This window comes from Moorena sp. SIO3A2 (assembly GCF_010672265.1).
GTDB classification, from domain to species: Bacteria; Cyanobacteriota; Cyanobacteriia; order Cyanobacteriales; family Coleofasciculaceae; genus Moorena; species Moorena producens.
Genome location: NZ_JAAHHC010000008.1, coordinates 133,449 through 155,527, shown reverse-complemented (window position 1 = coordinate 155,527; position 22,079 = coordinate 133,449). Strand labels below are relative to the sequence as shown.

The following is a 22,079-nucleotide window of genomic DNA, read 5'->3' as shown; positions in this document are numbered from 1 at the left end:
GCCACGCTACGCGAATGGCCACGCTGTGCGAACGACGCTGGGAAGTAGCTCATTAGCTGATAGCTGATACGCGACACGCTGATAGCTGAATGCTTACAAAAAATCGAGATATAGCTAGGGTTTTAGTCGCTTAAACTAACAGTATATAATACTAAGTCAGGAATAGCAAAATTGTTTACTATCGGGACGCAGATTCTCTAGTTGTTTGGTAACCCATTCACGATTAAAAATTGCTTTGTATATAGGGTTGTTCACCCTTAGCCGTCCTTGTTGATTAACCACCAAACCCGATAGCAACAATTCGTTGCACTCTTCGCTGTTATCCATCGGTACATCATCTCCAGCTAAAATCTGCTGATAACGTCCCAGCAATTTGTCAGCATAATATTTATTACTCAAATTATTACTCAAAAGGCGAGCCGAGATACTTCGTAAATGCTCGGGTTCATCCTGGGATTCCCAATGATCAATAATTTGATTATGTACGATTTGGCTAACCCAAGATTCCTCATTACCAGGAGCAATAGTCAACCCGACCCTTACTGAGTCTACTACCAACTGACATAGTTTTTGGGTCAGAAAGGGTTGTCCTCCTGTCCAAGCCAGTATCTCCTTGAGAATCCTTGTAGGGTTACCCCCTGTTCCCTCTAATCCCTTGGCAAGGGGATATGCTTCATGGAATTCAAAGCCATGTAGTTCTATGGCTTTCCCGATATTAAACAGTGTCCGCTTTTTGCCAGTAATCAAATCCCTTGGCTTAGCTACTCCGAACAAAGCAAAGACAATGCGATTATAGTCGGGATTAGTTGCTCTTTGGTTATAGCAGAATCGGATCAGGGCCAAAAAATCCTCAACCGGAAAAGGTAAGTTGAGAATAGTATCAATTTCATCAATGAAGATAACAATTCGTTCAGTAGTAAATTTTACCAGCAGGATATCTTCCAGGAAATTACTCAATCGCTGAAGCAGTGAAAGATACTTTTCCTGGTGCCACCAGGATTGGAAATTAAAGTGACCGAATAACTTCAACCCTCGTACTAACTCAGCCACCACTCCTTTGTACCACTGAGTTGGGGTAATTATTTCGCTACCGATGCGCGTCATATCAATAGTACTGCATTTAAATCCTTCTTGTTCTAGCTGATGTCTGATTCGCACCGCTAGAGAAGACTTACCCATTTGTCGGGGAGCCATAACATAACAAAACTCACCCCTTTTTAAGGCGTTATAGAGTTGGACATCTGCTTGTCTTTCTACATAGCTAGGCGAATCACTGGCTAGACTACCACCGACTTGGTATCGAGGGTAATTATTAATCATATTGTTTTATTAATTATGGTCTGTTATTCCGACATAAATCAAAGGATTTTACTTTGATCAAAAAAATAACTCATAACCAGATTACTATAACGTTACTAGATAAAAAATATAATCATAGCTTGTGAATAAAGTGTGAAAATACCGTAGTAATTGGAATTGTAAAGTTTACTATTTTAGGGAACGGGGAACTTAATATCGGCGAAAATAGAATTATATCAAGTCCGGTTAATCATTTGGAAAATAGCCGATTTAGCAGCAATAGCAATCAAGAGGTTAGATTATCCGGAATAGACCCACAACGTAACGAAAAAATATTTAACAAAGGAATTTAACTGGGCTTTCCCTAGGTCGAGCTTAGATCAAATCCGGTTGACTAATCATCCTATGGCTGACCGGGTAGAGTGCATCTCATTAAAGCTGTTTGACCCGGTGAGTGGAACCGGCATCTTTTAGGTGCGCTTTCCGCATCTAATTATTAAATTCGCCACGGGTCGCACCTGTGGAACGGGCATCAGGCGTGGAACGGGCATCTTGCCCGTTTCAATTTCCGGGCAGCAACCTAACACTGGCGGTGCGTTACGGGGCGGACTATCCCAAGGCTGGCGGTCGAGGCGAACAATAAGGGCAAGTCCGCTCCTAACACACCCTACGCACCCTACGCAACTAATTACCAACATTTAATAACAAGAAATTATGTATCAGCGCATCAATAACACCGTTTTCTTAGCTTTAGTGTCCAGCATTATGGCACTCACCAATCCAACTAAAGATGCTTATCTTGATCATGCGTCATGGCACTTACACGATACTTACTGCCAGCAGAAATCCCTTCCTCTTGGGGTAAAAGCAGCTTGTTTTGTCGGTAAACCTTTACCACCTGGTGCAGTTAAGCCAGTGATCGAAAGCTACACTCGTCACCAAAACTATTTTCTTTTCAGTATCTATACCACCAACTTCTGGGGGAAAAAATTCCACACTGTTGGGCTAGGGGGCAAATTTTTTGTGTTTTAATTATATAAGCATTCAGCTATCAGCTATCAGCTATCAGCTATCAGCTATCAGCTATCAGTTATCAGCTATCAGCTATCAGCTATCAGCTATCAGTTATCAGCATATGCCCTAGGCGCATATGCTTACTTAATTCTATCAGAATTGCAGCCCTATAAGAAACTATGATCGTGGAAAATCTTCTATATCAAGGGATTCATAGTCTAAATCAGAGGCTGTAAACCGATATCTTTTACCTCGTTCTAAACTCCTGGTTTTGATAGTACATTCTTTAGCCTTGCTTCCATCCTCGGTTCCTACAGAGCAAGATTCAAACTTTATGTTTAAAAAGTTATTGGTATAGATTTTATCGCTTCCTGATGACAATTTTTGTATCCTATCATTGATCCAATACTTTACCGAGTAGGGAGTCTGATTGGATATAAGTGTAGCAACTTCAGGGGTATTTGGCATGAGAAAGCTTCGGAGAACCCAGTTGCTCCGACATTTGTACTTAGTAAGAGTCCTGATATCAGCACACAAAGACATAGGAACTTCTGAGTTCATACAAACTGATTTGGTAATAGGATACGAATCTCTTTGTCTGACATCCACATTTCTTTTAATTACAGCAGTGAAAACTCCAGACTCAAGTACACGATCGCGTTCTTTAATCTCGTACTCAAATGTATTCTCTCCGTCTAAAACGTGAAATTCTTTACTATCATGTCTTGTTCCAAAACTCATCCGTGTCCCTTCTGAAGATCTACCCTCATCGTACTCTCTGTCAGTGTAAGGAAATGGGTCACTAGCTACTCCTCTGGTAATATTTTTAACAATTACACGTCTTTTACGAGCTGGTGGAGTAGTACTGGAAGTAAACCGGGCTTCCCGAGAAGACCAGCTGTAACCTGGGCACTCACCTTTATACTTAGTTTCGTGAATTTCTACTTGATTGAGTTCTCGGCTACCTAAGAACTCCCATCCGATTTCAGGTGCAGGTTGTATTTCCGAACCCTCTTCAATTCCTATTTCAGGTGCAGATTGTGTTTCCGAACCCTCTTCAATTCCGATTTCAGGTGCAGGTTGTATTTCCGAACCCTCTTCAATTCCTATTTCCGGTGCAGGTTGTGTTTCCGAATCCTCTTCAATTCCTATTTCCGGTGCAGGTTGTGTTTCCGAATCCTCTTCAATGGGCAATTGTTTTAGTGGCGGCAACTGTGCTAGTGAGGGTGCTCTAAAAAACGTCAAAACCAGACTAATGCTCAAAGCAGTGAGCAACAAAAATTTGCTATTTGATGTGATTTTATTAACTATTTTGTTCCATAATCGATTGATTTTAAGCATCAGAAAAATTTAATTTTGTTAATGTATTTAAATGTCAAAAAATACGTGTTAGAGTTTGCAATTCCACTTATCGTATCAATTAGATCTGAATTTAAAGTTCGATCATTTCCTTGAGTGTGTTAAGACTAAAACCAGCAAGACGCTGAGCCTCACCCAGATCAGAAAAGCCATGCTTATGATACAAGTTGAGGTCAAAGTTTCCGACAATTGCTCAAATCTTTAGCAGTGCAATACTAGCAGGGCAGATCACTGGCGCAATCAGAATGAAATAGCCCTGAATGATCAGCAATAGTTAGGAAAGTGGTTTACCATCTTCCTGAGCTATCTAATAATTAGCGAAGAGGATGGTAAGTTGCTTGAGGAGCTATCTGTTGAATACTGCTATCTACCTGCGGTATTGATGCAATTAAGCCATCGAAAACGGCAAGTAAAAACATAAAAAACAAGAAACTCATGGGAATCGAAATAATAACTCCGATCAGTGTCTGTCCTAAATAATTCCTAATGGCTAGCCCCATCAGATGATCAACTCCATAGTCGATCTGCCAATTTCCTTGTTCATCTTGATAGACGTCTTTAACTTTCATAAGTTTCCTCACTCATTCAATAAAGTATAAAAATAACTACAAAGCTTATAGGTGATATTCCGCAAGTTAAACCAAAAATAATTTTATAAAGTCACTAATCGTAGGGTGGGCAGTGCCTAGCAACGTGGTTTGCAAGCTTCATTATCTGTCTGATGCACTGCCCACCCTAAATGAACCTTACTCATCCTACAAAGCTTATAGATAAAATTCCGCAATTCAAAACAAGGTATTTTTATTTAATTGAATCCCTGGCTATTTAAGGGGTAATCGATCATTTAAACTACTCATTTACTATAATCATTATAAGAGAGCCATTTTCTTGAGGAACTATCTGTTGAATACTGGTATCTACCTGCGGGATTAATTCAATTAAGGCATCGAAAACGGAAAGTAAAAACATAAAAAACAAGAAACTCATGGGAATCGAAATAATAAATTGGGTCAGTGTCTGTCCTAAATCATTCCTAATGGCTAGCCCCATCAGATGATCAACTCCATAGTCGATCTGCCAATTTCCTTGTTCATCTTGATAGACGTCTTTAACTTTCATGATTAGCCTCGCTCATCCAATAACTTAAAAAAAAAAACAAATCCACAAAATTTCTACATCACATGGCGCTATAATCGAAGATGCTACCCTTTAGAAACTAAAGGTTTATCGCTATCAAGAGTTACAGGTGGCGTAGTATCTAGTCACGGAGCTGCTCCCCAAATTGATTCGTTAAGGCTTGTGACAGTTAACAAAAACCTCCACTAATCTACCACTTACTATTAAATTATGGTAGATTAAGGAGATGGCATTAATACCACTCCGTAAGGCGGTCGAACTTACGGGACTCTCCAAGAACACACTAAAGAAGTATGCAGACAATGGGACACTCAGATGCGAAAGGACACCAGGAGGGACTAGACTCTTTGACTCAACAGATCTTCTCCGTTTTGGAAAAGCTCCAAAGTCTGACAAATTGCGCTGTTACACCATCTGTTATTGCCGAGTCAGTAGTACAAAACAGCGAGACGATCTTGCCCGCCAAGTCGCTTACCTCCACTCTCTCTTCCCGGAAGCAGACATCATCTTTGACATCGGTTCCGGTCTCAATTACAACAGGAAAGGGCTTAGAACCATACTGGAACGAGTCGTGTCTGGAGATCAGCTCACGGTTGTTGTTACCTGTAGAGACCGACTTACCCGTTTCGGGTTTGAACTCATTGAGTACTTGGTCGGTCTCAACGGTGGAAAAATCCTGGTTCTCGACCAACCTGAAAGTTGTCTTTGATCAGAACTTACCGCAGATATTATCTCCATCATTCACGTCTTATCCTGCCGGGTTCACGGACTCAGAAAGTACGGTAAAAAAATCAAAGAAGATTCATCTGTTCCTAAACCCTGAACAGCGAGCAATTATCCGTAAGTGGTTTGGAGTGTCCCGTTATGTGTTCAATAAAACCATCAAAATCCTCCAGGATGGCGAAACAAAAGCTAACTGGAAAGCCATTAAAACTGGCATTTTGAATGACCTACCCGAATGGTGCAAGGAAGTCCCTTATCAAATTAAATCGATAGCGATAAAGGATGCTTGCACCGCTGTTAGGGAGGCCAAGAAAAAGTACAAGAAAACGTTTCAAATTCAGCGAGTAAGGTTTAGGTCTCGCAAAAATCCCATTCAATCTTGCTATATACCCAAGTCAGCAGTTTCGACCTTGGGGATATATCACACTAAATTAGGAGAGATAGGATACACTGAAAGCCTTCCTGATCAGGTATGCGATAGTAGGCTAACCAGTAACAACGGGAATTACTACCTAGTTGTCCCCTATAAAGAGACTAAAAAGAAAACCGAAAACCAAGGTAGAGTAGTCGCTTTAGATCCTGGAGTCAGAACTTTTATTACTTTCTTTAGTGAGACATCTGTAGGAAAAATTGGAAATGGAGACTTTTCTCGTATCCAACGATTATGTCAACATCTAGACAATTTGCTATCAAAGATCAGTAAATCTAGTGGTGGACAGAAACGCCGAATGAGAAAAGCGGCTAGGAGAATGATCGTCAAAGTTCAGAACCTAATTAATGAACTTCATCACAAAACAGCTAGGTTTTTGGTTGACAACTTTGACGTAATTCTGCTTCCAACTTTTGAGACCTCTCAGATGTCTAAAAGAAAGAACAGAAAAATCCGATCTAAAACTGTCCGTAATATGTTGAGTTTTGCTCACTATCGTTTTCAGGAATTTTTGAAGCATAAGGCAATAGAAGCTGGGAAGATAGTAGTAGATGTCTGTGAAGCTTATACCAGTAAAACGGTTAGCTGGACAGGTGAATTAGTCAACATTGGCGGCGGTCGAATAATTAGATCAAAAGTTGATGGTCGATCTATGGATCGAGACATTAACGGCGCTCGTGGGATATTCCTACGAGCCTTGGTAGATACACCCTGGTTGAGAAATCAACTTGCATTAGTGAGCCAAAATTTTCCCTTGAGAGATTCTGGTAGCTAAAAAGTATCGGTCTATATACTAATCAGGGCTAGCTCAGAAATTTATGCAATCGGATCTTTTTTCCGTAAGGGCAGTGGGCGGGAATGCTTTTGCTTAGCGGCTCCTAGGTCTCATCCCATCCTCGTTAAGTGATCAGCTGTGTTAACGGTGTAGTTGTTGATCAGATCACAACCATGGTGGCTTAATCATCAAAAATATCCAACTGCTCGATGGTCACCCTTTGGTCTGTCACCTTTTGGCCAGTTGTATTCCTAGCTGACAATTGTTTGCCAATCCCCTTGCGCAACCCCAGGGCAATTTTACTGTGCTTCTCAATTTGCTTCATCACCTGTTTCGCCCGATTAATCACTGAGGTTGGTAAACCCGCTAAACGTCCTGCCTCAATCCCATAAGAACGGTTAGCTCCTCCTGGCTGTACCTGATGCAAAAAGATGATTTCATTCGCTAACTCTTTTACGGTCACCTGATAATTAGCTACATTGGGCAAAATCGAGGCTAACTCATTCAACTCATGATAATGGGTGGCAAAAATCGTCCGTGCCTTAATTTCCATGGCCAGATACTCCCCGACCGCCCAAGCGATGGAAAGACCATCAAAGGTTGCTGTGCCTCGACCAATCTCATCCAACAACACTAAAGACTTATCCGTAGCATGATTGAGAATATTCGCTGTCTCGTTCATTTCCACCATAAACGTAGACTGGCCTGTTGCTAAATCATCCACCGCACCGACTCTGGTAAAAATGCGATCGCATATCCCCAAACTTGCTTCTGATGCTGGCACAAAACTTCCCACCTGTGCCATCAACTGAATCAATCCTACCTGACGCAAATAACAACTCTTCCCACTGGCGTTAGGTCCGGTCAGAATAATCAAATCAGGAATATCCGTTTCGGTTGAAGCTTGAAGGTTAGCAGGTTGAAGGTTAGCAGGTTGAAGGTTAGCAGGTTGAAGGTTAGAAGGTTGAAGGTTAGAAGGTTGAAGGTTAGAAGGTTGAAGGTTAGAAGGTTGAAGGTTAGAAGGTTGAAGGTTAGAAGGTTGAAGGTTAGAAGGTTGAAGGTTAGCAGGTTGAAGGTTAGCAGGTTGCTCGTTATCGGGTTGCTCGTTATCGGGTTGCTGGTTAGAAGGTTGCTCGTTAGAATTTTCAACGTTCAACTCCCCGTCAACCTTCAACTCCCCGTCAACCTTCAACTCCCCGTCAACCTTCAACTCCCCGTCAACCTTCAACTCCCCGTCAACCTTTAACTTGTTTTGACCTAAAGACGCGGAATTCGGGACAAACAAGCCACTGGGCAAGGACTGTTCCACCACTGGATGCCGTCCATCTATAATCCGAATTTCCCGGCTTTGATCCATATCGGGACGACAATATCCCTGATAAACAGCGACCTCTGCTAATCCACACAACACATCCAATGCTGCTACCGCCCGAGACACACCCCGAATCCTGTCAGCTTCCAGCCCTACCTCATGGCGCAAGCCCACAAAAATTTCATACTCTAAACGATTCAAATCCTCCCGGGCCGTGAGAATCCGTGCTTCCCGTTCCTTCAGCTCTGGGGTTATATAGCGCTCTTCATTAACTAACGTCTGCTTCCGAATATAATCATCTGGTACCTGAGCTGTCTTAGCACGAGGTACACTAATGTAATATCCAAAGGTCTTATTAAACCCTACCTTCAGCTTGGGAATATCTGTCTTTTCCCGCTCCGTTACTTCCAAATTAGCAATCCACTGCTGATCCTCCTCGGCTTGAGCACGCATTTCATCCAACTGCTGATTGACCTGAGGCCGAATTAATTTTCCCTCAGTCAGATGCAAGGGTGGTGACTCTACCAGATGCTCCTGCAGTGTGTGCCCTAACTCTTCCAATTGTGGCGGTACATTCTGCATCACTTTCAGATAGGGAGAAGAGCCATAAGCCGCTAGGTCAGCTAATTCCGGTAACCTCAACAGAGAATCCCCTAAGGCTACTAAATCTCTGGCATTAGCTCTACCAGAACTTGCTTTCCCTGTCAACCGATCCAAGTCATAAATTTTCCGAAGCAGCTGCTGTAAGTCCTGGCGCAGTCCAGTATTGTCCACTAATTCCGCGATGGTATCATGTCGCGCCCGGATTCCCTTAATCTCTAGTAATGGTTGGAGTAGCCAGCGCCGCAATGCTCTACCTCCCATGGCTGTACTGGTTCGATCTAGAGCCCAAAGCAGGGAACCGTTAAAGGTGTTATCTCGGACAGTAGCAGTAATTTCGAGATTGCGACGAGTCTGGTGGTCGAGAATTAAATAATCAGCAATGGTATAGGTCCGTAATATCTGTAACGCTACATAATTTTCTTTTTGGGTATCTTTCAGATATTCCAACAACCCACCAGCAGCACGGACACCAAGGGGCAGATGTTCACACCCTAACCCTTCAAGCGATCGCACTCTGAACTGTTCCAACAGTCGCTGTCGGGCTTCTGCCAAGGTAAAGTGTCGTTGGGGACGGAGTGCATAACAAAATGAATTTGGTAAACAATCCGGTAAACTCTCAGAGGTCTGACCAGGTCGTAGCATACTCCCCAAATCGGGAGCATTGGTGGGAATTAATACCTCCGACGGCTGCAAGCGCATCAATTCCTGAACCAGCAGGTCTAAATCTCGGTCTTGAGTAGTCAGAAATTCCCCAGTGGAAATATCTGCATAGGCTAAACCCCAATGATTCTTAGCAATTACTACTGCTGCCAAGAAATTGTTACGACGAGCATGGAGCATCTCCTCTTCCATCAAGGTACCGGGGGTAAGGACACGGGTGACTTCCCGGCGCACCTGACGTCCTTCTTTGGCTGCTACTGAGGCATCTTCCACTTGGTCACAAATTGCGATCGCATAGCCTTTTTCCACTAGCATGGTGCTGTAGCGGTCCAAAGCATGGTGAGGAACCCCTGTCATTGGCACCCGTCCCACTCCCTTACCAGCTTCTTTGCTGGTTAAGACCAGTTCCAGGGCTTCAGAAATTATCCTGGCATCCTGAAAGAAGGTTTCATAGAAGTCCCCAACTCTGTAGAGCAGCACAGCATGGGAATACTGGTCTTTTAGTTCAGCAAAATGGTGCATCATCGGTGTCAGCTTACTGCGGTCCACTGTCCGATGGTCAGTATTCTCAGGCGCAACTTTCCTTGCTGCTTCAGTTGCCCTTTTGGGAAGGTTATCGTTGGATTCGGGAGTAGATGCTTGAGGGGATCTGCTCATTTACTAAGCTAGAAATACCAATACTCTATATTAAGAGGTAAATCCAACTCACCCTCGGTTTGTTAGATTCATTTCCACTAAGGGTTTATTACTATATCGCAATATTTTTATCAAGACTAGGCAGCAGAGTAAACACATCTAATTGATTGATTCATACATATAGTGTTTATTGATTTCCATAAACACTATATGTATAAAATATCTTGTCAATAAGCACAATAACACCGGGTTTATTGAGAACTACCCCCAGTTTGTTGACAAGATGCGCTTACCCTGGCATTGTATAGCCTAGCCAGAATGTCTAAATTATTCTAAATCATTCTTAATTATTATTAATTTTTTATAACTTTGCTAACTAAACTATTCTCAATTGTGCTAACTAAATTATTATCAATTATGTGTATGTTTAATACTTAGCAATTCCCTTGCTGATGCCCCTATAAAGTGGAATAAATTAAACAGCTGTTGATGACAGTATTGTGTTTATTTAAAATATTCTAAATTATAGCTTGGGAGGGAATCGAATCACATTTATTCACATGAAACGGCGTATAACAAATGAAAAGTGTCATCAGACGTCGAATGTTTTTGGTTGTACTCGCTACCATGACCGGGCTATTTACAACCTTGACCCCTGTTTTGACTGAAGGTAAGTCTGGTTTTCACATTCTTTATGCCTTGAAGCCCAACGGTCAACTGTCCTACTATAGCTATAGTGGTCTACCGAATCCTAATAACTTTCAGAATCAGGGTGCGGAGACGGTTATTTCAAACGGTTGGAACGAATATAGTAAAGTTTTTTCCGGAGGTTGTGGAGTTTTGTTTGCTCTAAAGCCCAACGGTCAACTGTCCTACTATAGCTATAGTAGTCTACCGAATCCTAATAACTTTCAGAATCAGGGTGCGGAGACGGTTATTTCAAACGGTTGGAACGAATATAGTAGAGTTTTTTCCGGAGGTTGTGGAGTTTTGTTTGCTCTAAAGCCCAACGGTCAACTGTCCTACTATAGCTATAGTGGTCTACCGGATCCTAATAACTTTCAGAATCAGGGTGCGGAGACGGTTATTTCAAACGGTTGGAACGAATATGGTAAAGTTTTTTCCGGAGGTTCTGGAGTTTTGTTTGCTCTAAAGCCCAACGGCCAACTGTCCTACTATAGCTATATTGGTCTACCGGATCCTAATAACTTTCAGAATCAGGGTGCGGAGAAGGTTATTTCAGACGGTTGGAACGAATATAGTAGAGTTTTTTCCGGAGGTTGTGGAGTTCTGTTTGCTCTAAAGCCCAACGGCCAACTGTCCTACTATAGCTATATTGGTCTACCGGATCCTAATAACTTTCAGAATCAGGGTGCGGAGAAGGTTATTTCAAACGGTTGGAACGAATACCAGAATATCTTCTAGGGTCAGCCAGGTTTATAGCTCAGGGTAAGAGCATCTCAATCACGCTTGACAAAAGGAACTAGGGCAAACGCATCTAAATTGCAAAACCCTTATCCAGTAAGGATTTAATCAATTGATTTCAAACAGAACTCGATCGCTGAAATCCTGACCCCGCCAGCATGTACAAAAATAAGATGCGTTTCCCCTGGACTAGGGAGTTGATCAATCTAGTCAAATATGTCACTTAAGTTTTACAATACATCTGAATTAGGGTCAATACTCCTAGTTTAAGCCTTGGTAATTCCCGGTAACTCCTGGAATTGCCAACTAGGATGCAGGCTAAGGATTGAGTCCTACGTTGATTTGGTTATGACACCTAGGAATGACCTCCAGTTCCTGGCTCTGTCGCTAATCATTAAAGTGAAGGCAAAATGTGTGGTTAGCCTAACAAGCCATTTCAACATTGCCGTTCGCGCAAGCGTGTGCGAAGCACTTGGAACACATAACCGACTTGAGACGCACTAAAAATGCAAAATTACGTATTTATCATTGACACGAACAAACGACCACTAAATCCCATTTCGCCAAAGAAAGCACGCCGATTATTGAAAAAAGGTAAAGCGGCGGTCTTTAGGATGTATCCATTCACAATCATCCTAAAAACAGGGATTCGGCAAAGCCGACGCTGCGCGAACGATGATCCAACTATCTCACCCTGTCAAATCAAGATCGATCCTGGCAGCAAGGTAACTGGATTTGCCTTAGTCCAAAATGATCAAGTTATTTGGGGGATGGAATTAGAACACAGAGGAGGATTAATCAAGAAAAAACTAGAGTCTAGAAGAGCTGTAAGAAGCGGAAGGCGCAATCGCCACACCCGCTACAGAAAACCTCGATTCCTTAACCGTAGACGCCCACAGGGATGGCTGCCCCCTAGCCTAGAGCACAGAATTCTGACTACCTACCCAGACTTGGGTAAAACGATTGATAAAATTCTGCCCGGTCAATGAGATTTGGCTTGAAAAAGTTAAGTTTGATACCCAAAAAATGCAGAATCCAGAAATTAGTGGCGTTGAGTATCAGCAGGGGGAACTAGCTGGCTATGAAGTCAGAGAGTATTTGCTTGAAAAATGGGAAAGGGAATGTACCTATTGTGGAAAGCAAAATGTCCCCTTGCAGATTGAACATATCCATCCAAAATCGAAAGGAGGAAGCGATTGCGTAAGTAATCTTTGTTTGGCTTGCGAAAAGTGCAACCAACGAAAAGGAAATAAGCCTATAGAAGATTTTCTAAAAAATAAGCCAAGTCTACTTCAGAAGATTAAGACTAAAGCTAAACAGCCATTAAAGGATGCGGCGGCGGTTAATGCAACCCGTAAAAAGCTAGTAAAAATGCTCCAAAGTGTAAGACCAGTAGTAACTGGGACGGGAGCACAAACTAAGTACAACCGAACGAAGCTAGGACTCCCTAAACAGCACTGGATTGATGCCGCTTGTGTTGGGGATATTGAGACTTTAACTTTGATAACCTCTCAACCTCTTCTAGTAACCTGCTTTGGGCAAGGAGGAAGGCAAAAAGCGGCACTCAACAAGTACGGCTACCCCATTAGACATAACCCATTGAAGCCGATTAAAGGCTGGGTAACCGGAGACATAGCCAAACATCAAAAACTAGGGATAGGCAAAGTTACTCCCAGAAGTAAAGGAAGTTTTGGATTTACCCCGTTAGGAATGAAAGGCTACAAAAGCTGTAAACCTCAAGATATATCGGCAATACACCGAAAAGATGGATACACTTACGGCTTTTGTCAATAAATACCGGAACTTGCCTTGTAATAGCTGTCCTAAACTTACCTGCTGTGATCATGACGGTGCATCTATTTACTTCGATCTAATTTTGTCAAGTATAGTGCCAAGGGTATCAGTCTAGCCAGGCAGACTAAAATTAAACAGAACCAAATATAATAAAACAGAATAAAATAGAATAAAAGAGCTTGAACCCAAATTAATCTATGTCTGAACCATCAATTACTGTTACAGTCAAGCTTTTTGCTGCCTATCAAGAAACCTATGGCTTGCCAGAACTCCAGTTGGGATTTCCCCCTCAAACATCAGTATCAGCGGTGTTAGACCGTTTACTGAGTGAACACCCAGAGCTGGAGCAATGGCGTGAAGTGACCCGCTTTGGCATCAATCTACAATTTGTTCCCCCCGATACCCCCTTGCAAGATGGGGATGAAGTGGTTCTGATTCCTCCTGTTAGCGGTGGCTAATCGATTATTGTGCCTGCAAGCCTTTTGCCTCCAAGGGTCATATTTCTCAGAAAAATTGACTGATATGCAGCGTTGCTTCACCATGATCAGGAATCCAGGATACCCACTGGTCTTCTGAAACCTGGCACAGCAGCAGCGCTTCATCAAAGCTATAGGGAGTGACATCCTCCTACACTATACGCGAAGCGTATAGTGTAGGCTTCCCATTCTCACAAATAGGTATTCCTGCCCAAAGCCACTTATCTAGGATTTCTCCCCCGACAGATCGACTACTTGACAGGCTGTTTCCATTTCCCGAATTGTCCTGAGGTACATTCAATTTTATTACCGCTACTCCCTACTCCCTACTCCCTACTCCCTACTCCCTACTCCCTACTCCCTACTCCCTACTCCCTACTCCCTACTCCCTACTCCCTACTCCCTACTCCCTACTCCCTACTCCCTAAAACCGAAGACTTTGTAGCTCACCCAATTGATAACTGCTATAGTAGGTAATACTTCAAACAACGGCTATCTTCACCCAACTATTTTCAAATAAAGCGTTTCGCTCAAATTTCGGATGAATCCGAACAATATAAATAGACTTCTGCTCACTAGCAGATGTTCTATGTTCCCCTTCAGTAATTTTGTACCAATCTAGCGGAAAGCATTCACGGCTGTACAAGCTGTAGTAAAGATCATGGCTTGTTAACAAGGATGGTGCTAGTTTAAATTGAATCGATTCTCCCTTTTTCAAGGCACCATAGTAAAATTTGGTTTCTGGATTCGGTACAGGTAAGAATACTTTTTTAACAAATGCCTGGGGTAACCATTGCTTAAAGTGCAACAGGTTGAAGACATAATAATTTAACCAGACATGAAGCCAATTTTTTCGTTTAATTAGGTCACGGTAAAAGCTGTTGATATCAGTAGGGGCGTGAATTTGCTTGGCATCTACGACTTTAACACCATCTGCTTTAACAGTAGGTTGCTCTACTGTCTCTGACCAGTGATAATACCGCAAACCTAATAAGTATTTACCTGGTTTTAAGATCACGGATTCCCATTGGTTTTCTCCGGATACGGTCAGGGAGCTGATATTAGTGATGGTTTCAAAATCTGGTAGACTGTAAACTACTAATGTCCAGGATTGGGCTGATTGTTTAGCTGCACTGGCATCAAAGCTAATTAGCTCTTTGACCTGAATCGGTCCAACTAGAGAAATAATAGCGTGAAGATTCCAACGAGCTCGACTCATTGCCCAAATTAATTTGATGGGCTTTTTTAAAAACTCGGCTGATACGAGTTGCCACTGGAGATTTTTAGTGTTTTTTTTGGAGGTAAAGTATCCTCCGATGGTTTGCATCACAAATCTTAGGATGCGGGAAAATATGAAAGAGAGTATGGATAAGGGTATTTCCCAGAAAAGCTCTAAATTAGTCATTTGTTAGTATAGCGGAGGGAGCAGGGAGCAGGGAAGAGGCAATAGGCAAGAGGCAATAGGCAATAGGCAAGAGGCAAGAGGCAATAGGGAAAAAATAATGTGTACCTCATAGCTATGAAAAATGCTATAGTTGGTAATGGATATTGTTAAATTTAGCTGTTACCTTTTACCTGTTACTTGTTACCTTTTCAATTTTTAATTTTTCAGGTTTAATCGCTTTTCGGCGATAATTGCAACTATAGCATCTGGTGCATCGACATGGAGGTTATGTCCTCCTGATAGTTTGACTGTTTTAGCGTGAGGTATTGCAGCTTGTTGTAAGGCTAGGTCTTCGGGTCGGTTAAAGTTGCTATTATTGCCATAAACTAAGGTAGTGGGAGCTTTAATTTGACTCAGTAGCTGTGTGTATTTATCCCGATTAAAACCTGTTCCACTTAAACCAATTCCCGTACGAATTTGCAGTCTTGGATCCCAGCGCCAACGTACACCACCATCAAAAGGTTCGGTAAGTCGCTGAGCATGTTTTAAAGCTAATTCTTCAGAGAGGTTGGGGGTTAAGCGGCGCAGACGATTAGCAGCAGCTTCGATATCCGCAAAGACCTGGTGTTGGGGTGGGGATGCTAGATAATCTAAGTGGGTTGCTATATTTTGAGCGGTTTGATCGTCCTTCTGTTCTCCTGGTAGCACGGGCTCCAGCAATAGTAAGGATTTGACCTTTTCCGGTCTGACACTGGCAAAGGTGGCAGCAACTACAGCCCCCATGGAATGACCGACTAGAATAAATGGCTGGTCTGTCAGTGCCTTTGCGTTCGGCTCTGCCGTGCCAAAGGCGATCGCATCCAAATCCCCTAAGTAGTCAATTAATTGATAAGACCCTCCCATACCTACATGCTGGGAAAGTCCATGGCCTCGCTGGTCAGGTGCAACGACTCGATATCCCATACTTGCTAAGGGACGGGCAATTTCTTCCCAAGCCGCTCCATGTTCTAACACACCATGGACACATAGGATTAATTCTCCATCCGCCGGACCCCAACTACACAGACAAAGCTGTAAACCCCGCACGTCTAGATAAGACTCTTGCATCGGTTCAAGTTCTTCGCGTAGCGTGGCCTTTTGGCCAAGGTTAGGAGGTTGAAGGTTAGAAGGTTGAAGGTTAGAAGGTTGAAGGTTAGAAGGTTGAAGGTTAGAAGGTTGTTCGCCCTTCGGGTTCGAGTCGGGTAGGTTGGCTGGTTGGGCTGAAGGTTCAACCAGTAACGGCAATTGATAATCTAACCGTGTCGCCACCTCTTCCGCAAATTTCCCCAAAGGCCGGGGCAACTGGATTTGCCGCCAAACTTCTCCCAAAGTCGAATCAATTTGGTTATGGTTGCGGAAATTGGGGTCATCTACCGGTAGGGATTGGGGATGAACGCCATCGGTCATCCGCTGACCTTGATAGGGTTCTAAAACCGCCTCATCAAAAGGAATACCCAGAAACTCACACAACTTTGCCATCACCAAAGCAGGTTGCTTGACTAGTTCCTCGTAATACACTAAATGATGATTAGATGGTGCAATTTCCTCGAAGAAGTCTAGGATATTACGGTTACAGGTTGTCCAAACTTGCTCTGCTAGCCAATAAGGGTCCACCTCATCAAAACCAAGGATTTTATCCATCCGATTTTTCACGAACGAATCAATTACAGCATAGGGATGACGTACCAGATGAATATACTTCGCTTCTTCAAATAAATCTTCCGCGTGCCTTAGGGTTTCCAGACTGCCAGCATAGGTAGGAGACTTATCCACAAGAGTACGTTTACCCGTTAGTTCCTGTAACCTGCCATAAACCTTCTGAATTGACCAATCTTGCTCCGTTATCTCCTCTACCAGTGTTGTACTTGCTTCGGCATCTAGGTTCATGATTTCCATGAAAGCTCGCGCTAACCCTTCTCCTAAGTGAGTTGAACCTAGGGATTGATTGCGCTCAGCCATAGTGTCAAAGGGCAATAGGTGTAATTCTGGTGGACAGAATAAATCCCGATGACCAGCTAGCATCACCCGCAGTAACGTAGAGCCTGACCGAGGGCTACAGAGCAAAAACACCATGCTCCGATTGCGCTGGCTGGGTTTGGTAAAATTGCGTTCGCTATTGTTATTCCATGCCCAAGGATTAGCCCAATTCTTAATATCTGAGAGACTAGTAGTGGTCAATGAGGTTTGGGTTGGCTGGGGCTGATGAAGCCGTTCCATCTCCAAAGCCAAGTACTCAGCTAGAGCCGTAATCGTTGGTCGCTCATAAAACTCCCTAGGATAAAGAGTTATCTTCAGGTCTTTCTTACAAGAATTGAGTACCTCTACAATCATTAAGGAATCAGCACCCAAATCCATCAGGTTGCTCGACCCTGAGATTTCCCGACTTATCCCTAAAGCCTTAGCAATCTGTTGCTTAAGGTAATCTTTTAATAACTCTTCCCGTTGGGTTGTTGTACTGGCGAGCAGTTGATCAAAAATCCCAGAATTGTCGTTTTCCCCATCCCCCTGAGGCGGTAGTGTTTCTGTTGTGATTACCTCTGATAGGAATAACGGTAACTCTATCGGTAGTCGTTGTTTTAAAGTTGACCACTCCACCGGTAATACCCCCACCTGAGCAACATCTTGTGCCAGAAGTTGTTCGAGTATCTGTAATCCCTGTGGTGATTGAATCGGTTCTATGCCCAGCATTGTCATCCGTTTACCGACGCCAGCGGCTAAACCCATCTCAGCCCAAGGCCCCCAATTAATACTTAAAGCGTTTGCACCTTGCCCTTTTCGATAATGGCTGAGGCTATCTAAAAATCCGTTAGCTGCGGAATAGTTTCCTTGACCAGGGGTACCTAGGATAGAAGTAGCGGAGGAAAATAGTACAAATAAGTCTAGGGCCATCTCCTGAGTCAACCTGTGTAAATTCCAGGCTCCCTCAACTTTCGGCTTCATCACCTTCGCAAATTTTGCCCAATCTTGATGCAGCAGCACCCCATCCTCTAGGACCCCTGCACCATGGATAATTCCTTTGAGGGGGGGTAGGGAAACCTGAATTCTCTTGAGACAGTCCCTAACTTGTGCTTCCTGGGATACATCCACCTGCTCAAGGACTACCATCACACCTTGTTCTTCTAATTTCCCTATTATTTCTGACGCCCTAGGATTTGGTTGGCTTCGTCCTACCAGGACTAAATACCTTGCGCCCTTATCTACCATCCATTCAGCTATCTTTAACCCCAGTGACCCCAAACCACCGGTAATTAAATAGGTGCTATCTGGTTTTAGCTGCAATGGTAAGCTCCCACTTTGGGACTGTTGCTGTTGATGAATCAGGCGAGGCACATAGGCTTGTCCTCCCCTCAATGCAATTTGGTTTTCTCCCTCTGGCCGTAATATCTGGTTGAGCACCATTAATGATTGCTCTTGGTAGTGCTGCTGGGTTCCCTCACTTGGTTCTATGTCTATTATCCCTGCCCACAGTTCTGGATGTTCTTGGGCAATAACTGCCCCTAAACCCCATAGGGGAGACTGGGCAATCCGTAAGGATTTTTTCGTCTTACCTACCGGTTGTGTGGCCTCGGTAACTAACCACAGACGAGGGGGTTGAGCTAATTCTGCTTTGACTAACGCTTGCAGCAGATGCAATACACTACCACAACCGTTTTCTAAGGTTACATCTAGGGGAAATGTTTGGAACTGCTCCAGTGCGGGAGTATCTAAACTCCACATATGAACCACAATCACAGATGTTGCGTTTAGGGATTCGACTTGTTGAGCTAACAGACGCTGAAACTGTTGCGGTTGTGCTGGGTTAATTTGATAATGGTTTGCTTGTAATTGTTCATAACTTGAGCCAGGGGAAATTAGCAAAATTCGGTCGGGTGTTGCTTCCAGCTGCTGTTGAACTAATGTTTCTCTAAATGTTTCTCCAAAGCCCCCTTTATCGGCAAAAATCAACCAAGTTGTAGTAGATGTAGATATATCAGTAGATACATCAGATCCATCTATATCCTTGGGTCGCCATGCTATCTCATACAACCAATCCCCATAGGAGGCAGTGGAGAGTTGACCATAGGAAATCGGGGATAATTGTTTTACTGAAGTGGTATCTAGCCAATACCGTTGCCGTTCAAATGGATAAGTGGGTAGGGAAACTAGACGACCGGGGTTATCCTGATGGAATCTTCCCCAGTCTACTGATGCGCCATGTTTATATAGGCTTGCCAAACTTTCCAGCATTTGCTGACTATCTGGTTTTCCTGGGCGCAAACTGGGTATAGCCGTGAGCTTTCCTTTGGGTAAACACTGCCGACCCATTCCCAATAGGCTAGGCTTTGGTCCTACTTCCACACACAGATGATAACCCTGTTGATAAAGGGTTTCCATGCTCTGGTAAAATTTCACGGACCCACGGACATGGTCACACCAATACTCGGTCGTAGCTATTTCAGCAGTCGCTAATTTTCCAGTTAAATTCGAGATTATCTCTATTTGGGGAGGATGTAAGGATATTTCCGATAATACCTGGGCAAAATCTGCCACCATTGGTTGCATGAGGGCAGAATGGAAGGCATGAGAGACTGGCAACTTTAGTGATTTGACCTTTTGAGAGCGTAGTCGGGCTATCACTGTTTGAACGGCCTGACTTTCCCCAGAAATCACAATATTTTCCGGACCGTTAATGGCAGCGATTGAGACTTTGTCGGATATGGCTTGAATTGCCTCAGTCACCTGCTGCTCATTGGTCAAAACCACCGCCATCTCACCACCTTCTGGCAACTGTTGCATCAAACGCGCTCTTTGGGCAATTAGCTTTAGCCCATCTTCTAAGCTAAAGACTCCTGCTACAGTTGCTGCCACATATTCCCCAACACTATGACCCATCACCACAGTTGGTTCGATGCCCCAAGACCGCCATAACTGAGCCAGGGAGTATTCTAGAGCAAACAATGCCGGTTGGGTGTAGGCGGTTTGATTTAATGTTGAGTTGTCACTGTTGTCGCTGAAGATTTCCCCATACAGGACATCCAGTAACGGCTGTTCTAAATAGGTTTGCAGAATTTCGGCGCATTGGTCGAGATAGCCGGCAAATATTGGTTGGGTTTCGTAGAGTTGCCGTCCCATACCACTATACTGAGAGCCTTGACCGGTAAAGAGGAAAACGATTTCGGGGGGAGTAGGGCTATTTTGTGCTATTTTCTCCGAAATCGTTTCGCTTTCTGTCAACTTGGTCAGTTGTTGCTGTAACTGGTCAGTGGATTTGACTAGGAGGGCTAGACGATAGTTAAAATGCGATCGCCCTTTATTGCTGGTCAAACAAATATCTGCCAGTGTGCTTGATGGCTCAGATGCTATAAAGTCTATGTATCGCTTTCCTAGGGCTTGCAGGGCGGTTGCTGTTTTGGCAGACAAGGTAAATAGATGATAGTTTTCACCTTGATAGTTTTCACCTTGATATTTTTTTTCTATATCATTACTTGTCGCTTTTGTCAAGTCTGGCGCTCCTTGTAGCACCACATGAGCATTGGTTCCTCCAAAACCGAAAGAGCTGACACCAGCAAATGGGGGAATCACATCCCATGGCCAAGGCTCCCACTGCTGCTGTACTCGCAGGGGCAGTTCATCAAAGGGAATGTGGGGATTTGGATCCTGGAAATGGAGGCTTGGTAAAAGTTCTTGGTGCTTGAGGGATAGGGCGACTTTGATTAAACTAGCAATACCAGCAGCTGCTTCTAGATGACCGATATTAGATTTGACCGAGCCAATCGCAACAGGCTTCGTAGGGTGCGTTAATAACGCACCGGATAACGCACCGGATAACGCACCGTAGTTATCAGAGTTGTTATCAGAGTTGTTATCAGAGTTATGATCACAGCGATGTTCCAAAAGAACCGCTTCGCGATCGGCGAAGCCGCGCCAAAGGCGATCGCGTTTTAGGACATTTCCCAAGGCCATCGCTTCAATCGGGTCTCCCAGTAGGGTTCCGGTTCCATGGGTTTCTACATACTGCACATCTGACGGTGAAATGCCCGCTTGCTGGTAGGCCGAGACTAGAACAGCTTCCTGAGCATCTCTACTAGGAGCCGTTAGCCCATTGGTGCGACCATCTTGGTTAACCGCACTGCCTCGAATCACAGCATAAATTGGATCTTTATCGATCAGGGCTTTGGATAGGGGCTTTACTACTATCACCCCAGCCCCCTCGCCCCTGACAAAGCCATTGGCACGGGAATCAAATGCCTTACAGCGACCATCAGGAGATAAAGCCGTTAACTTACTCAACCCAACCGTCACCACTGGGGTTAGCATCAAATTCACTCCCCCTGCTATGGCTACGCTTGACTCACCATTCCAGATACTCTGACAAGCCAAATGAACAGCAACTAGGGATGAGGAGCAAGCGGTATCAACCGTTAGACTTGGCCCTTTTAAATTCAGTAGGTAGGAAATGCGATTAGCTGCCATAGTGGAAGCTACACCAGTATTGGTATATCTATCCACCACCTCTGGACTTTGGAGGAGCAGCTGACCATAATCATTAGTGGAAATGCCAACAAAGACCCCCGTTTGGCTTCCACTGATTTGGCTAGGCACTTGGCCTGCATCCTCTAGTGCTTCCCAAATTACTTCCAACAGTAGTCGCTGCTGGGGGTCGATATAGGTAGCTTCCCGAGGAGCAATGCCAAAGAATTCTGGATCAAATTGATCAACATGCCCTAGGAAACCACCATAACGGCAATACATTTTGCCTGGTGCGGTGGGATCCCCGTCGTAAAATTTCTGGATATCCCAACGGTCTGGTGGCACTTCAGTAATAGCATCCACACCATTTTTGAGCAGTTGCCAGAAGGAGTTTGGGGAAGAGGCACCTGGAAAGCGGCAGCCAATCCCGATAATAGCAATAGGTTCTTTTAACCCTTTCCTCTTTTGCAGCTGCAACTCAAGAAGGGCGCGTTTTTCGGGGGAGAGATTGGCAATCCGCTTAGCAATATCATCCACTGGCAACATAGATCGAAACATAGATC

Annotated in this window: 15 protein-coding genes and 1 pseudogene; 9 read left to right on the top strand and 7 right to left on the bottom strand. The window is 43.8% G+C overall.

The features are described 5' to 3' along the window. Positions 1-156 precede the first annotated feature (156 nt). Entirely contained in the window at positions 157-1,320 is a 1,164-nt protein-coding gene (locus F6K64_RS12545; RefSeq protein ID WP_009149305.1) for an AAA-like domain-containing protein, read from the bottom strand. Between the two features lie 499 nt (positions 1,321-1,819). Between F6K64_RS12545 and F6K64_RS12540 the strand changes: the two genes are divergently transcribed. The 3 genes from F6K64_RS12540 (at position 1,820) to F6K64_RS12530 (ending at position 2,443) form a co-directional block, all read left to right on the top strand. Continuing rightward, the gene (locus tag F6K64_RS12540; protein ID WP_267872079.1) at positions 1,820-1,942 is read left to right on the top strand and encodes a hypothetical protein; all 123 of its coding nucleotides are present in this window, start codon (positions 1,820-1,822) and stop codon (positions 1,940-1,942) included. Positions 1,943-2,013: 71 nt separating this feature from the next. Beyond that, the gene (locus tag F6K64_RS12535; protein ID WP_009149304.1) at positions 2,014-2,331 is read left to right on the top strand and encodes a DUF4359 domain-containing protein; all 318 of its coding nucleotides are present in this window, start codon (positions 2,014-2,016) and stop codon (positions 2,329-2,331) included. Further along, positions 2,321-2,443, top strand: coding sequence for a hypothetical protein (locus F6K64_RS12530; protein WP_287265504.1), 123 nt, complete (start codon positions 2,321-2,323; stop codon positions 2,441-2,443). Before F6K64_RS12535 ends, F6K64_RS12530 begins: the two co-directional genes overlap by 11 nt. A 47-nt stretch (positions 2,444-2,490) precedes the next feature. Here F6K64_RS12530 and F6K64_RS12525 read toward each other — a convergent pair whose 3' ends face one another. The 3 genes from F6K64_RS12525 to F6K64_RS12515 form a co-directional block, all read right to left on the bottom strand. After that, the gene (locus F6K64_RS12525) at positions 2,491-3,654 is read right to left on the bottom strand and encodes a hypothetical protein (protein WP_009149302.1); all 1,164 of its coding nucleotides are present in this window, start codon (positions 3,652-3,654) and stop codon (positions 2,491-2,493) included. 332 nt (positions 3,655-3,986) lie between these two features. Continuing rightward, positions 3,987-4,241: a hypothetical protein gene (locus tag F6K64_RS12520; RefSeq protein WP_009149299.1), complete on the bottom strand. Its 255-nt coding sequence runs from the start codon at positions 4,239-4,241 to the stop codon at positions 3,987-3,989. Between the two features lie 280 nt (positions 4,242-4,521). Continuing rightward, the gene (locus F6K64_RS12515; RefSeq protein WP_009149298.1) at positions 4,522-4,791 is read right to left on the bottom strand and encodes a hypothetical protein; all 270 of its coding nucleotides are present in this window, start codon (positions 4,789-4,791) and stop codon (positions 4,522-4,524) included. A gap of 244 nt (positions 4,792-5,035) precedes the next feature. Between F6K64_RS12515 and F6K64_RS12510 the strand changes: the two genes are divergently transcribed. Both F6K64_RS12510 and F6K64_RS12505 read left to right on the top strand, forming a co-directional pair. Then, on the top strand, positions 5,036-5,518 hold the full coding sequence (locus tag F6K64_RS12510) for an IS607 family transposase (protein WP_044494422.1): 483 nt from the start codon (positions 5,036-5,038) through the stop codon (positions 5,516-5,518). Continuing rightward, complete coding sequence (locus F6K64_RS12505) at positions 5,475-6,737, top strand: RNA-guided endonuclease InsQ/TnpB family protein (RefSeq protein ID WP_009149294.1); 1,263 nt, start codon at positions 5,475-5,477, stop codon at positions 6,735-6,737. The genes F6K64_RS12510 and F6K64_RS12505 overlap by 44 nt, the downstream gene beginning before the upstream one ends. Positions 6,738-6,918: 181 nt before the next feature. Here F6K64_RS12505 and mutS read toward each other — a convergent pair whose 3' ends face one another. Continuing rightward, positions 6,919-9,969, bottom strand: a complete 3,051-nt coding sequence (gene mutS / locus F6K64_RS38875; RefSeq protein WP_287265502.1) for a DNA mismatch repair protein MutS — start codon at positions 9,967-9,969, stop codon at positions 6,919-6,921. A gap of 558 nt (positions 9,970-10,527) precedes the next feature. On the opposite strand from mutS, the gene F6K64_RS12495 reads away from it, so the two are divergent. The 4 genes and pseudogenes from F6K64_RS12495 (at position 10,528) to F6K64_RS12480 (ending at position 14,120) form a co-directional block, all read left to right on the top strand. After that, complete coding sequence (locus tag F6K64_RS12495; RefSeq protein ID WP_271968844.1) at positions 10,528-11,373, top strand: tachylectin-related carbohydrate-binding protein; 846 nt, start codon at positions 10,528-10,530, stop codon at positions 11,371-11,373. Between the two features lie 506 nt (positions 11,374-11,879). Then, positions 11,880-13,167, top strand: a pseudogene (gene iscB, locus F6K64_RS38870) (RNA-guided endonuclease IscB). A gap of 197 nt (positions 13,168-13,364) precedes the next feature. Continuing rightward, entirely contained in the window at positions 13,365-13,625 is a 261-nt protein-coding gene (locus tag F6K64_RS12485; protein WP_009149283.1) for a MoaD/ThiS family protein, read from the top strand. 273 nt (positions 13,626-13,898) lie between these two features. Then, positions 13,899-14,120 (top strand): hypothetical protein, encoded by a 222-nt coding sequence (locus F6K64_RS12480; protein WP_287265501.1) that lies wholly within the window; start codon positions 13,899-13,901, stop codon positions 14,118-14,120. A gap of 4 nt (positions 14,121-14,124) precedes the next feature. Here F6K64_RS12480 and F6K64_RS12475 read toward each other — a convergent pair whose 3' ends face one another. After that, positions 14,125-15,048 (bottom strand): DUF6208 family protein, encoded by a 924-nt coding sequence (locus tag F6K64_RS12475; RefSeq protein ID WP_044492189.1) that lies wholly within the window; start codon positions 15,046-15,048, stop codon positions 14,125-14,127. Positions 15,049-15,243: 195 nt separating this feature from the next. Continuing rightward, the gene (locus F6K64_RS12470; RefSeq protein WP_287265499.1) at positions 15,244-22,074 is read right to left on the bottom strand and encodes a type I polyketide synthase; all 6,831 of its coding nucleotides are present in this window, start codon (positions 22,072-22,074) and stop codon (positions 15,244-15,246) included. Positions 22,075-22,079: the final 5 nt, after the last annotated feature.